We start from the raw sequence: 12729 nt of genomic DNA, 5'->3' as shown, positions 1-12729 counted from the left end.
GTGGTTTGACGATAGGTGATTTGCTATTATCGCCACCCCAAAATGACTTTTAAGCGTGCATTTAACATGATTCAACAATTGCTGGTTACTTTTCCTCCGATGCTATTTGGCGCGCAAGCGCTACTGACTTTGCTTCTCATCAAGGGCGATATTTGTCCGGGTCAGAGAGGCCGTCTTCATAAAATGTTGCCAGCAGTGGCGTTATTGTGGCTTGCGGTTGCTTCTCTTCGCATTGAAGCATTTATGATCGTGTTCGCTATTTTCTATTTCTACTCCCAGGTTCAAACCAAGAAAACGCGTGAAAAAGGCCCTCTTTGGGCGATGCATTTAGCGAATGGTTTGGCTTTTGCGTATGTAAGTATTCAAGCATTTGAACAGCCAAGCTGGCCTGCGTCTATTGCGATGGCAATAATGATATTTTTCCTTGGGGCGTCATTTTCTCAATTGCTTCTGACTATCGCTCGTAGCAGATTGCAGGCATTTCACCGCATTTTGCCAGTCACGGGCATTGTGTCTGGAATGCTGCTGGTAATCGCAACTCTATTTGCTTCTTACCAGTTAAATGAAGCGACATTGAGCGCCGCAACACAACCAATTTTGTTGTCTTTAGCCATGCTAATTTCTTCAATCATTGTTTGGTGTTGGCATATCTTCACACATAAAAAACCGGAAAAGGTTCAACTGAGCGTCGCCCTGTTGCTCGCGCTCGCGTCAATGACGAGCCTACAAGGTTTATTCTCTCTGGCGGCTTAATCTCGAGTCGAGAAACAGAGCAATACTGCTTGTACTCAAGTCCTTTCTAGGTTGCTTGAGTATAAGGCACTCACGTTTTGGATCGCGCTCACTTTAAATTCACGTGATTACGTCTACGCTTGTTTATATACCTTGTCGAAGAGGAGAGTCGCGATGGATTTAAGCAATGTAGGTAATTTGGATAGCATTATTTTGCTAGGTATCGTCAATGAAAAGCTACGTTTAGAGTGCGACAGTTTTGACGAGTTAGTATCGGTGTATGAAATGGATGTAGAGTCCGTAGTAGGCAAGCTTGATATGCTTGGTTATCAGTACGATCCATTGACCAACCAATTTAAAGCATATCAACGCTAAACCTTCTTAATCCATATCCCTAAGCCATCTTGATTCCGTCAAGGTGGCTTTTACATTGTAGCCTTGCGGTTGCGAAAAAGGCTTGTAAGTAACGTTTATCTTTCTCTGAGTGACGCGTTGCAGCAAATAAGCGACGCCATAAGCCTTGGCCAAAAGGTTTACTGGTAATAAGCCCTTGGCGAGAAAATTCAGAAATCGCCCAATTTGGCAGTGCTGCAACCCCTAATCCTGCGGAAACCATTTGCACTAACATCAGAGTATTGTCGGCTTGCTTCCATTTGGCTGGTTCTACCCCCGCTGGCTGCAAGAAGTGTTTTACGACGTCTAGCCTTTGTTTTTGAACCGGATAAGAGAGCATGGTTTGATCTGCGAGATCTTGCGGATCAATAACTTCTTTTTCCGCCAATGGGTGGTTGGTCGCGGTAATTAAGCGCATTTCAAAGTCGAATAAAGGTTCATAATGCACTTCAGAACGAGGTTGAATATCTGACGTGATAACGAGATCCAACTCGCCAGCTAACAGTGCAGGAAGTGGTTCAAAGCCAAAACCTGATGAAAAATCCAGTGTTACGCTAGGCCAGGCAAGTTGATATTCCCTAAGAGCAGGCATGAGCCATTGGAAGCATGAGTGACATTCAATTGCCATATGCAACCGACCATTGACGTCTTCTTTCAAGCTTGCCAAATCATTTTCTGCTCTTGCGAGTTTGGGAAGAATATCTTCTGCAAGACGCAATAGGATTTCTCCCTCTGAAGTGAACTTCACCGGACGAGTTTTTCTAAGGAATAATTGTCCCCCAATCCGCGACTCTAAATCTTTGATCTGGTGAGACAAGGCCGATTGAGTGAGATGCAACGCGGTCGCGGTCGCGGTTAGAGAGCCGGTGTCTCGAAGCGAAGTGAGTGTCCGCAAATGTTTTAGCTCTATCATGAATTCCTTTCATCCTTTGTTGCTCGCTATGAACAGAATAGCAATCGTATAAATAACTTAACGACAAAAAATGGATATGTAAACGTCTAGACGTCTATTTGTTGTGTTTATTTGCGAATCATGTCGCCTCATGATGAATTTTTTTAATAAACAAGTTGAATAAATGGACGTTGTTCAAACCGCAGATGAGAGCGATAGTTTGGCCATCCAGACATCTTTTATGACGAAAGATACTCTGACCCAAACAAATTGAACAAGATTGAAAAAGGAATAGGGACATGGCTACAACAACGCACGTACTAGGTTATCCACGCATCGGTGAAAAACGAGAATTAAAATTCGCTCAGGAAAAATACTGGCGCGGAGAAATTGATCAAGCAGAGCTTAAAAAGGTTGGAGCAGATCTGCGAGCTAAAAACTGGCAAACGCAAACAGATGCTGGCTTGAGTTTTACCACCGCTGGCGATTTTGCTTGGTACGATCATGTACTGACGACCACGTTGTTACTGGGTCACGTGCCAAAACGTCACGCAGACGGTTTCCCTGATTTGGATACGCTATTCAAAGTGGGTCGCGGTCAATCTCAAGCGGGTTGCGGCTGTGCGGGCGCTGCAGCATCGGATATGACTAAATGGTTCAACACAAACTACCACTACATCGTACCTGAATTTAGCAAGGACGATACATTTGAAGTGAGCTGGCCTCAACTGTTTGAAGAAGTCAACGAAGCAACCCAAGCTGGGCATAAAGTGAAGCCAGTTTTGCTTGGCCCAGTTAGTTATCTTTACTTAGGTAAAGAGGTAGAAGAAGGGTTCGATCGCCTGACGCTACTGCCACGATTGCTTACGGCTTACCAAGCTATTTTGGCAAAGCTCGCGAGTCAAGGTGTTGAGTGGGTTCAGATTGATGAGCCAATTTTGTCACTAGAGCTTGAAAGTCAGTGGGCTGATGCGTTCAAGCTAGCGTACCAAGTGATTCGAAGCGATGTAAAAGTGCTGCTAACGACGTACTTTGACTCTATAAGCGATACGCTAGACAAAATTGTAAAGCTACCAGTGGATGGTTTACATATCGATTTATCTGCCGCGCCTCAGCAGCTTGACGACGTGGTTGCCAAACTACCGGAGGGTTGGGTGCTGTCTGCTGGCGTGGTCAACGGTCGTAACGTGTGGCGCTCGGATTTGAGTGCGCAACTTGAACGCCTACAGCCAGTAAAAGAAAAACTGGGCGACAACCTTTGGGTGGCGAGCTCATGCTCTTTGCTACATAGCCCGGTTGATCTGGAACTGGAAACAGAACTCAGTGAGGAAGTGAAAAGCTGGTTTGCGTTCGCAAAACAAAAAGTAACAGAAGTCGCCTTGCTTGGCCGCGCACTCGATGGTGATCAAGATGCGATTCTCGCTTGTGATACCTACAGCCAGCCAATCAAAGCACGTAAAACGGCAACGCATGTGAATAAGCCAAAAGTTCAAGCACGTTTAAACCGTATTACTGCGTCACTTGCCGAGCGCAGCGCACCTTACGCGGAGCGTGCTGCGCATCAAGCTGAAGTATTGGGATTACCTCTGTTGCCAACCACGACAATCGGTTCTTTCCCTCAAACGGGTGAAATTCGTGTTCAGCGCAGCGCTTATCGCACTGGCCAGTTATCTGAGTCCGACTATATCCAAGCATTAAAAGGACATATTGCGGATGCCGTAAAACGCCAAGAAGCCCTCGACCTAGATGTGCTTGTGCATGGTGAAGCAGAACGTAACGACATGGTGGAATACTTCGCGGAGAACTTGGCGGGCTTCCAAACGACGAAATTTGGTTGGGTACAGAGTTATGGCTCTCGCTGTGTGAAACCAGCCATTGTAGTTGCTGACATTGAGCGTGAAAAGCCGATTACGGTGGAATGGTCGACGTACGCACAATCGCTAACCAGCAAGCAGATGAAAGGTATGCTGACGGGCCCGGTAACGATTTTATGTTGGACATTCCCGCGTGAAGACATTACTCGTCAAGAAATCGCCCAGCAACTGGCACTGGCACTGCGTGATGAGGTTTCTGATCTGCAAGATGCAGGCATCAATATCATTCAAATCGATGAGCCTGCGATTCGTGAAGGTCTGCCGTTGAAAAAGCGCGATCACAAAGCGTATTTAGAATGGGCGGTGGATGCATTTAAGATCTCGGCAGCGAGTGCAAAACCAGAGACTCAGATTCACACTCACATGTGTTACAGCGAGTTCAATGAAATCATTGATTCAGTCGCGGCGCTCGATGCGGATGTGATTACCATTGAAACGTCACGCTCAAATATGGAACTGCTTAAAGCGTTTGAAGAGTTCAATTACCCGAATGAAATCGGTCCAGGTGTTTATGACATTCACTCACCAAACATTCCGGCGGAAGAGTGGATTGAAGGCTTAATCAAGAAAGCGGCAGAAAAGATTCCGGTACAACGTTTGTGGGTGAACCCAGACTGTGGTCTGAAAACACGTAACTGGGCAGAGACAGAAGCGGCATTGGCGAACCTCGTGTCAGCGACGAAGAAACTTCGTGCTGAGCTGGCGTAAGGCAACTTTTTAGCAAATAAAAACGGAGACCGTTGTCTCCGTTTTTCTATTCTTAGCCGTTCATTTTCGTCGTTATACTATCCCGCAATAGCGGATGAATTGCTCGTATCGAAAACAACGCACTCACTGTGACTATTTCATTTGAGTACAAGTTTGCGCGGAAACCAACTCATCTGCCATCAACTGACCGCGAGAGTTACGCACTTTAATACGGTACATCAAGCCCATATCAATTTGCTTGCGAACTTCTGGGTTGCTGCAGTAGGTATAGATACTGGTATTCAGTACTTGATTTAACGGCTTTGCACCGAGTGCGTCATCGTTATAAATCATCATCATCTCAACAACATTTTTGTTGGATGAGACACGCATTATCTGCAGTGGACCGTATTCCAAAGGGAGACCTGCGGACAAGACTCCCGCTCGGTTTGATGCCAATAGCTCAAGCTGGCGTTGATTATCATCGGTAGATGAACAGCCCGCTAACGCACCAAATGCCAAGAAAAGACACAGTAATTTTTTCATAAATTAAAACACTTTTTTGAACGGTTTCACGATTACATTATCGTAAACACCAGCCGCTACGTAAGGATCGGCTTCTGCCCACGCTTTAGCGTCTTCTAGAGAGGCGAACTCAGCGATGACAGTCGAGCCCGTAAATCCAGCTTCTCCTGGGTTGTCAGAGTCTATCGCAGGCATAGGGCCAGCAGTAAGAAGGCGACCTTCGTCTTGAAGCTTTTGTAAGCGCTCCAAGTGTTGCGGGCGAACGCTCATGCGTTTTTCCAGCGAGTTCTCGACGTCCTGAGAAAAGATGACATACCACATAGCATAGTTCCTTAATTGGTAGGGTAAAGTGTTAATTTAACGCCTTTTTTGTGTCTCTCACAAGTGAACAACAGAAAATGTGAGATCCTTTCTAACAGTTAGCGCTGTAGGTTGACTAATTCTGAACCGGGCGTGGTTTGCCTTCACTGTCAATGGCTACGTAGTTGAAAGTCGCATCACAAACCATGAAGCGCTCGCCGACACCGTGTGCTTTTACCGGCTTGACCCATACTTCCAGATCGACACTCATTGAGGTGCGACCAATCTTAGTGCATTCGCCATAGCAGCAAACGACATCGCCAACACCTACAGGCTTCTTGAAGGTAATGCTGGACACTGAAACGGTAACAACGCGACCAGAAGAGATCTCTTTGGCCAGAATCGCACCTGCTAGGTCGAGCTGAGACATAATCCAACCACCAAAAATATCGCCATTGGCATTAGTATCGGCAGGCATTGCAAGGGTACGAAGCAGTAGTTGACCTTTCGGAGAGCTAATTTCTTGACTCATTGTGACATCCTAAATCTTAAAGGCGCTCAAACTAAGCGCCAACATAGTAAATACCTAGAACCAAAGGTCCTTAAAAAACCACAGACACCGGACCAGAGAAAGTTGGTTTACAGCAGCAAGAATGGTCTGATTCCGGTATGCCGTTTGATCGGTTTAGTGATACATGGAGCAAAACAGCGACCCGAAGGTCGCTGCGAAGTGCGCGGATTATAGCAAAACTGAGTTTTTAATCATCAGTCGACACATCGGATGAGTTATTTTTTTGTTCTTTTGGCATGTGTTTGTAAATGTAGAAGCCAGTCGCAATCATGTAGGCAAATGTCGCAATCAACATTCCGAATACTTTGAAGTTGACCCAAACATCCAGTGGTAGCTCGTAAGCGATATAAATGTTCAGACCAGCAAAGAATGAGAAGAAGCCGACCCAAGCCCAGTTGATCTTCGCCCAAATAGCATCAGGTAGTGAAATTTCTTTGCCCAACATGCCTTTAATGGCCGATTTCCCCATTGCGTGACTCGCTGCTAAACCGATAGCTAGAATCACATAAATGATGGTGACTTTCCATTTTATGAAATTGTCGTCGTGGAAGAAAAGGGTCATGCTGCCAAATATCGTCACGATAACGAACGTAATTAGCTGCATTTTCTCGACTTTTTTATACAGAGCATAGGTGACGACAAGCTGAATTGCCGTTGCAACGATCAGCGCTCCTGTTGCTGCGTAGATGTCGTACATCTTGTACAAAGCGAAGAAGACGATGAGTGGGATAAAATCTAGGATTTGCTTCATGGTGGCAAAATCTACCTAATTAGTGAATTGAAGACAGTCTAACGGAATCTGACAAGATGTGAATACCGTCAAGGTTAGAGGTAAGAGAAGTAATCCCCTGACTGAATGATACAACAAGCTACATTTCGCAAAGATGAAGTAGTAAATCGAAGGCATAAAAATTGCCGCGATAAAGCGGCAATTGAGTTGATAGAATTTAAGATTTAAGCAACACGTTGATATTGAGAAATAAGCGTTTTGACATCTTCTAAATAGCCTTCACGTAACAGGTTATCAACGGTTGCTTCAAGCTCTTCGAGAGACATCGTAAAGCAAGTGGATTTGCCGGTCATTAGGCTCAAATACTGATGGTATTCTTCTTCTGTATAGTGGCCTAAGCGATCGAGTAGTAGTGCTTTGATTCCATGATGAATCAAGCCGTAGTATGTGTGTCGATGAAGTAACATGGCGATCTCCTTATCAAGCTCATCCGCTAACCATTTGCAGCTTGCTTGACCCTCTGGATAATTCGATTTACTTCAGTAATGCACATCTAGTGCCAGTTTTATCTTCGCAAATTAGAAAGTGTTAGAAGTAGCAAAACTCTCATGTTGCAACCAGCGCTTGATGACGGTTTGGAGCGCATTTAACGTGGTTGGCTTTTCAAGTCTGTCATCCATGAGTTTCGCAATGAGCTCCAGCTCTTTGGCTCCAGACTCTCCAGATAGTGCGATGATCGGAACGGAAGACGCAATTTGCTTAATTCGTTGGCTTGCGTCAAATCCATTCATCACTGGCATCTGTACATCCATAAGCACCAAATCAATCTTGTGCGACTGAAATAGCTCCACCGCAGAAGCGCCATTATTTGCTTGTAAGCTGTTGACTCCCAGCCTTTTTAAGTACATTTGAACCAAAGTACGCTGCACCTCTTTGTCATCAACAATGAGCACTGTTGGTGCATCGTTACTTACTTGTACGTGTTGGGCTGTGCGAGGTTCAGAATGTGGTGCATTTACTTTCCAGCCATTGAAGTCCGGTGTTCTCAACGTCTCTGGTTTGGGTGCGTTTGGGACGACCGGGAAATACAAGTAGAACTCAGTAAATTCGCCCAATTCAGACTGGCACTCAATTCGTCCGCCAAAAGAGCGCATCACGCGTTGACAGTAGCCCAAACCAAGGCCGCTGCCGCCACTTTTTTGATACGAGAAGAAGTCGTCAAATATCTTGTGTAAGATACTGCTATCTATGCCAGGGCCACTATCTCGGAAGACCAGAATGTTTTCGTAGGCCCCCGTTTGGCTACGAATCTCAATTTGACTATCGGGATAAGAATCAAAATAGTAGATAGCATTGCGAATCAAATTGAAAATGACAAAGTTAAACAGAGTTTCGTTTAATTTCGCGACAAAATCGTGCTCTTGGGGCAGATTGATCCTTTCAATTATTTGATCGTTTTCAAAGCCATAACGGCTGACCGCTTGATCGACAGCTTTATGTATAGACGTAATAGTTAAGGGTTCGTGCTCAGGTGAGCTGTCGCTGACTTCTCGCAAAATAATGTCGATGAGTTGGCGACCACGCTGAATCGCTGCTTCTCCTTTATCAATCTCACTCTTTAACGTCTCAAGTGCAGCGTTTGATTCGATATGCTGTTTTAAAGCTTCAAATCGTAATTGAACTTGAGCGAGAGGGTTACGCATTTCATGCGCAATAGAGTTAGCGAGCGCACGGCTTTGGCGTACTTTTCTATCGGCCTCGATGGTGCTCTGGATGCGAACTAATAAGGTTTGCAATGCTGAAATTTCTTCATTAGAAAACAGCTTATTATCCATTTTGTGTGAAGAAATCAGTAAGTGCGTAACGGACTTTCCACGACCAAAAAGAGGCATTACGAGCGCCGTATTGCTGGATCGCATACGTTCGTAGAGCTTGCGCATTGAGCCTTTAGACGAGGAGGCATAATCAATTTCTTCAGACAGTTCATCAAGCACGAGAACAGACTTGCTTGACGGCAGATAATCTTCATAAAACGTTTCGGTGTAACTGCTGGTGACGAGCTGCAATTTATTATTTGGTATATTCAGTAACGCTGCTAACTGGCGCATAGCATCATCTATTGAGCGTTTAAACTCTTCTTCTAATCCAAGAATTTGTTGAACGGGTGTATGTCGTTTCCCATAAATAAAATAGGACGCGAAACGACTGACGCGTTTGTAAAGCAAGTGCCAAGTGATACCGATGAGTGCGCATAAAGGCACCGCTACAAGCCATTGGTTATCTTCCGAGATAGGAATAAATATTGCGCCCAGCGGGAGAACGAAAATGGCACAGACAAACAGTGCGCTAACGGTTAAGTATGTGAGGTATTTAGCGCTATAAAAGCGAGAGGTAAGCAGGGCATAGCCTACAAACAACATTTCACTAATTGAAAGTGCTGGTGGTAACCAGGTTAAGGAAAAGTCACCAAGGAAGTAAGTCATTCCAAGGTGTATCACTGCAGTTGATAACATGAAGACCAAAATGCCAGCGATCATATAGTTACTTTTTGCCAGCGTGAGTTTGCTGCTGTTCGCTCGCATGGTAATCAAGTTCAGCAGGGTTAATACCACAAATGTCAGCAAACTAATAAAGAAATATGAGGTGTGGGGACCAAACTCGATCACGAACTGGCTTGGACCGCTAATGGTGACATTTTCGACAGTAAGGTTTGGTACTAAGTTGATGTAAAGCGAGTACGTTGCTAGTGCCACAAAGACGATTTTTTGCCAGGCTTTGACCGCAGTTTTTTTGATATCAGCCGCTAGCTGGCAAGAAAAATAGAACGCGAATGCAAAGGCAAAGAATGACGCCAAGTTCGCCAACTTAGCCATAAAAATACCGCCAGCGGACCCCAACTCCGGCAATAAATCGGTATGGAAGTATGCGTTACTGCTGATCCAAACGATGATGCAACTAGAATAAGCAATGTACGGCGCATGATGCGAGCCTAAAATCGTTTCACTCTTCTGTTTTAGGCGATAGCAGTAATATAACAACCAAGCGAACACCACCAGTACAGTGGCGTATAGCGTCATTGCTTTTGGATAAAAAAGGCCGTGAAGATGAATATCAAGCATGTACATTCACCTTTTCATCAATTCTTTTTGTTCGTACGCGGTGTTTGTAGTCGCGAAACTGTATGTCTTGAAATGCTTCAACCATCATACCTAAATTCCAGAAACCGCGGTATGTCTTGGTACCGTCACCGTTAATGTCGCGGTATCCTGAGTGAAAGTAGGCCTCTAAATCAATAGATTGATAGAAATTTAACATAAATATTTGTTCAATAATGGTAAAGCTGAGCTTATAGCCTGCTTTATATAGCTCACTCATCAATGCTTTTTGTGCCAAATACAAAAAGTACAGTTTTTGTTGGATGTTGCCACCCACTGTCAGACGCAGCACTTCGCAAACCGCTTCAGTGTTTTTCAAGTGAGATTGGAACTGCGCATCAAATTCAATAAGAGTCCGTTGGCGAGTTAGATCGTTACCTCCCCAAAGGCCTAATTGATTAAGAGTAATGTAGCCATAATCAGGAAGGCAAAACTGCCATTGCTCACTACTAAATGGTGATGAATAGCTGAGCCAGGTATTTCTTTGGTGCCAGTTTTGCACCAAAGCGGAGGAGACCATGATTGGTGTAGATGACTGCTTGAACAATAGCACAAAGTGTTGACCTTTCTGCGAGAGTGATAATAGAGACAATATCTCAAACCATTGTTCAGTTTGGACGAAGAGCTCAAGATTGCTCAGTGTGATTGCTTCGGAAATCGGCATTAATGCAGCGTGATTTGGCAGTGTTACCTTTAGGTCGCATTCGGCAATATCTTCGATCAATATGCTTGAATAGTCGCGGTCGTCAAACGAGAGCTGAGTTGGTCTTGTCGCTTCATTTAAAGGGTGCTTTTGCTTGATCGCAGCAATCTCACATTCACACCAGAAAACCATCCAATGCGGGTAACAATCTGCGGCAATTTGTTCAATTAAGAGCGCCTCTTCGGAGAAAGGCGTTGGATACTGCTGTACTAAATCTCGATAATCTATTAATTCAAACAGTACGGACAGACTCTTAGATGCGTATTTAGGAAAGAGGGATTTAAGAAGCTTTATTCTATACAAAGCAACTTGTTGAAAAAGAGAAGACCTTCCTTGCGGTGTAAGAGTAAGAAGAACCGTGTCAACCAGCGCCTGTTGTTTTGACTCGATCGGCAAATCTGTACTGGCGAGGGGCTCCAAAGACAGCTTAAGACTCATGATATAACCTAGTTCTGACGTTTTTTATATTTTGTAATGGTTTATATCATTTTGATAAATTTATGCTATTGGTTTCTATTTATATAGTTACGTAATGCAAGAAAAGACAAAAAAAACCGCTCATAGTGAGCGGTTTTTAGTTCATTCGAGAAAGGACTAAGCTTCTTGCTTTTTAAGCTCAGCTTCTGCCGCTTCCTCTTCAATTAGCGCATCAACGATAACTGCACATGCTGCATCACCTGTGATGTTTAGTGCTGTACGAATCATATCGAAAATACGGTCAAGAGCGAATAGCAGTGGTAAACCTTCAATTGGAATGCCAGCGGCAAGAAGCACGGCAACCACTAGGAAAGAAGGACCAGGAACACCCGCTTGACCAACCGCACCCAATGTAGACGTTACGATAATTGCAATGTAAGCGCCCATACCTAGATCGATATTGAACAGTTGAGCAAAGAAGATAGCAACCAAGCCATAGTAAATCGCATTACCTGACATGTTGATCGTTGCGCCTAGAGGCAGAACAAATGACGCGGTTGAATTTTTTACGCCCAGTTCTTTTTCACAGGTGTCCATTGTGACAGGCAGTGTTGCCATAGAAGAGGCCGTTGAAAGCGCAACAGCTTGTGGTTTTTTCATTGAAGACAGGAACTTCTTCGCTGATGTCTTGGTGAAAATATGCACCATTGCTGGGTAAACAACGAAACCGAAGATTAGGATTGCGGCAACGTAAACAACGAACAGTTTGAATACCACCATTAGTGCGCCAAAACCGAATGTACCGACTGCTTCTGCCATCAGACCGAACACGCCGATAGGGGCAATGATCATCACTTTGTTGATCATCCAAACCATTGCGTCAACGATGCAGTTAACACCATTAATGATTGGCTCACGACGCTCTTTTGCTTGCTTAGAAATTGCAATACCAAAGAACATACAGAAAACGAGGATCTGTAGGATGTTTGCTTCATTTAGTGATTGGAAAACGTTGGTTGGGATCATACCAGTGATGGTTGCCCAGAAAGTAGGTAGTTCACCTTTTGAAGCGTATTCTGCTGAGAACATGCCTTCAACGCCAGAGACGTCGATCCCCATGCCTGGTTGGAATACTTCACCCATAAATAGTGCAAGCGCAACGGCTAGGGCGGATGTTAAACCAAAATAGCCTAGAGTGACGATGCCAACTTTGCCTGCTGACTGGCTGTTCCCAAGACCAGCTGCGCCAGAAATCAAGGCTACAGCGACCAAAGGAATAACCAACATTTTGATTAAGTTGATAAAGATAGCACCTAAAGGAGCGAACACTGTCGCATCATGACCCATCATGGCACCAACGGCTGTGCCCACGATCATGGCGATTACGACTTGTACGCCAATGTTGTTTAGCAAACTCTTTTCTTTTAACACTTCCATAACCTCTGTGCTAATAAAATGTAAAATCCTAAAATTACCCACTAACCATAAATGGTTTTATGGATAATTATCTCGCCTTGCTTTTTACACTTATCGTTTACAATTGGCAATATGCAGCAAGGTATTATTGATGGATTAATCGATATTTTATTGACGAACGATAAAGTTTTGTTCATAGCAAACGTTTGCTATTGATTTTTGTTATGCCTGTTAGCTGTGTAATTGTTTTTGTTTATTTCTTTTTCTTGTTTATTTTTTGTTAACTGAGATGAGTTTTGTGTTTGCGATCGTAGTCTGCGTCTTGCGTGACTTG

12 protein-coding genes are annotated in these 12729 nt (G+C 44.2%); 3 read left to right on the top strand and 9 right to left on the bottom strand.

What is annotated here, in order from left to right; translation table 11 throughout:
• Positions 1–42: 42 nt before the first annotated feature.
• Positions 43–753 carry a hypothetical protein gene (locus J8Z23_RS10510; protein WP_065646058.1) on the top strand — a complete coding sequence of 237 codons (711 nt, stop codon included), beginning with the start codon at positions 43–45 and terminating at the stop codon, positions 751–753.
• 153 nt (positions 754–906) lie between these two features.
• Complete coding sequence (locus tag J8Z23_RS10505) at positions 907–1107, top strand: DUF4250 domain-containing protein (RefSeq protein WP_005392843.1); 201 nt, start codon at positions 907–909, stop codon at positions 1105–1107.
• 19 nt (positions 1108–1126) lie between these two features.
• Here J8Z23_RS10505 and metR read toward each other — a convergent pair whose 3' ends face one another.
• The gene (metR, locus tag J8Z23_RS10500; RefSeq protein ID WP_256965501.1) at positions 1127–2038 is read right to left on the bottom strand and encodes an HTH-type transcriptional regulator MetR; all 912 of its coding nucleotides are present in this window, start codon (positions 2036–2038) and stop codon (positions 1127–1129) included.
• Positions 2039–2316: 278 nt separating this feature from the next.
• Between metR and metE the strand changes: the two genes are divergently transcribed.
• Positions 2317–4599 (top strand): 5-methyltetrahydropteroyltriglutamate--homocysteine S-methyltransferase, encoded by a 2283-nt coding sequence (metE, locus tag J8Z23_RS10495; protein WP_434633413.1) that lies wholly within the window; start codon positions 2317–2319, stop codon positions 4597–4599.
• 132 nt (positions 4600–4731) lie between these two features.
• On the opposite strand, the gene gspS2 is transcribed toward metE, so the two are convergent.
• The 8 genes from gspS2 to J8Z23_RS10455 all read right to left on the bottom strand — a co-directional run bounded on the left by gspS2 (position 4732) and on the right by J8Z23_RS10455 (position 12416).
• Positions 4732–5124: a GspS/AspS pilotin family protein gene (gene gspS2, locus J8Z23_RS10490; RefSeq protein ID WP_170902981.1), complete on the bottom strand. Its 393-nt coding sequence runs from the start codon at positions 5122–5124 to the stop codon at positions 4732–4734.
• A 3-nt stretch (positions 5125–5127) separates the two neighbouring features.
• Positions 5128–5424, bottom strand: a complete 297-nt coding sequence (locus J8Z23_RS10485) for a YciI family protein (RefSeq protein ID WP_005392847.1) — start codon at positions 5422–5424, stop codon at positions 5128–5130.
• Between the two features lie 115 nt (positions 5425–5539).
• Positions 5540–5935 (bottom strand): acyl-CoA thioester hydrolase YciA, encoded by a 396-nt coding sequence (yciA, locus tag J8Z23_RS10480; protein ID WP_012841618.1) that lies wholly within the window; start codon positions 5933–5935, stop codon positions 5540–5542.
• A 226-nt stretch (positions 5936–6161) separates the two neighbouring features.
• Complete coding sequence (locus J8Z23_RS10475) at positions 6162–6725, bottom strand: septation protein A (RefSeq protein ID WP_005392849.1); 564 nt, start codon at positions 6723–6725, stop codon at positions 6162–6164.
• A gap of 203 nt (positions 6726–6928) precedes the next feature.
• Positions 6929–7171 (bottom strand): hypothetical protein, encoded by a 243-nt coding sequence (locus J8Z23_RS10470; protein WP_005392851.1) that lies wholly within the window; start codon positions 7169–7171, stop codon positions 6929–6931.
• 111 nt (positions 7172–7282) lie between these two features.
• Positions 7283–9823, bottom strand: a complete 2541-nt coding sequence (luxN, locus tag J8Z23_RS10465) for a quorum-sensing autoinducer 1 sensor kinase/phosphatase LuxN (RefSeq protein ID WP_434633411.1) — start codon at positions 9821–9823, stop codon at positions 7283–7285.
• Positions 9816–11000, bottom strand: a complete 1185-nt coding sequence (locus J8Z23_RS10460; RefSeq protein WP_434633409.1) for an acyl-homoserine-lactone synthase — start codon at positions 10998–11000, stop codon at positions 9816–9818. The genes luxN and J8Z23_RS10460 overlap by 8 nt, the downstream gene beginning before the upstream one ends.
• 156 nt (positions 11001–11156) lie before the next feature.
• The gene (locus J8Z23_RS10455) at positions 11157–12416 is read right to left on the bottom strand and encodes a dicarboxylate/amino acid:cation symporter (protein WP_012841620.1); all 1260 of its coding nucleotides are present in this window, start codon (positions 12414–12416) and stop codon (positions 11157–11159) included.
• Positions 12417–12729: the final 313 nt, after the last annotated feature.

The sequence above is a fragment of the Vibrio sp. SCSIO 43086 genome (assembly GCF_051132235.1).
Taxonomy (GTDB): domain Bacteria; phylum Pseudomonadota; class Gammaproteobacteria; order Enterobacterales; family Vibrionaceae; genus Vibrio; species Vibrio diabolicus.
This window is presented reverse-complemented; position numbering and strand designations above follow the sequence as displayed.

Excerpts from the sequence above, each read along its gene's own strand:
- J8Z23_RS10510 (WP_065646058.1), top strand. The coding sequence starts at position 43 with ATGACTTTTAAGCGTGCATTTAACATGATTCAACAATTGCTGGTTACT.
- J8Z23_RS10505 (WP_005392843.1), top strand. The coding sequence starts at position 907 with ATGGATTTAAGCAATGTAGGTAATTTGGATAGCATTATTTTGCTAGGT.
- metR (WP_256965501.1), bottom strand. The coding sequence starts at position 2,038 with ATGATAGAGCTAAAACATTTGCGGACACTCACTTCGCTTCGAGACACC.
- metE (WP_434633413.1), top strand. The coding sequence starts at position 2,317 with ATGGCTACAACAACGCACGTACTAGGTTATCCACGCATCGGTGAAAAA.
- gspS2 (WP_170902981.1), bottom strand. The coding sequence starts at position 5,124 with ATGAAAAAATTACTGTGTCTTTTCTTGGCATTTGGTGCGTTAGCGGGC.
- J8Z23_RS10485 (WP_005392847.1), bottom strand. The coding sequence starts at position 5,424 with ATGTGGTATGTCATCTTTTCTCAGGACGTCGAGAACTCGCTGGAAAAA.
- yciA (WP_012841618.1), bottom strand. The coding sequence starts at position 5,935 with ATGAGTCAAGAAATTAGCTCTCCGAAAGGTCAACTACTGCTTCGTACC.
- J8Z23_RS10475 (WP_005392849.1), bottom strand. The coding sequence starts at position 6,725 with ATGAAGCAAATCCTAGATTTTATCCCACTCATCGTCTTCTTCGCTTTG.
- J8Z23_RS10470 (WP_005392851.1), bottom strand. The coding sequence starts at position 7,171 with ATGTTACTTCATCGACACACATACTACGGCTTGATTCATCATGGAATC.
- luxN (WP_434633411.1), bottom strand. The coding sequence starts at position 9,823 with ATGCTTGATATTCATCTTCACGGCCTTTTTTATCCAAAAGCAATGACG.
- J8Z23_RS10460 (WP_434633409.1), bottom strand. The coding sequence starts at position 11,000 with ATGAGTCTTAAGCTGTCTTTGGAGCCCCTCGCCAGTACAGATTTGCCG.
- J8Z23_RS10455 (WP_012841620.1), bottom strand. The coding sequence starts at position 12,416 with ATGGAAGTGTTAAAAGAAAAGAGTTTGCTAAACAACATTGGCGTACAA.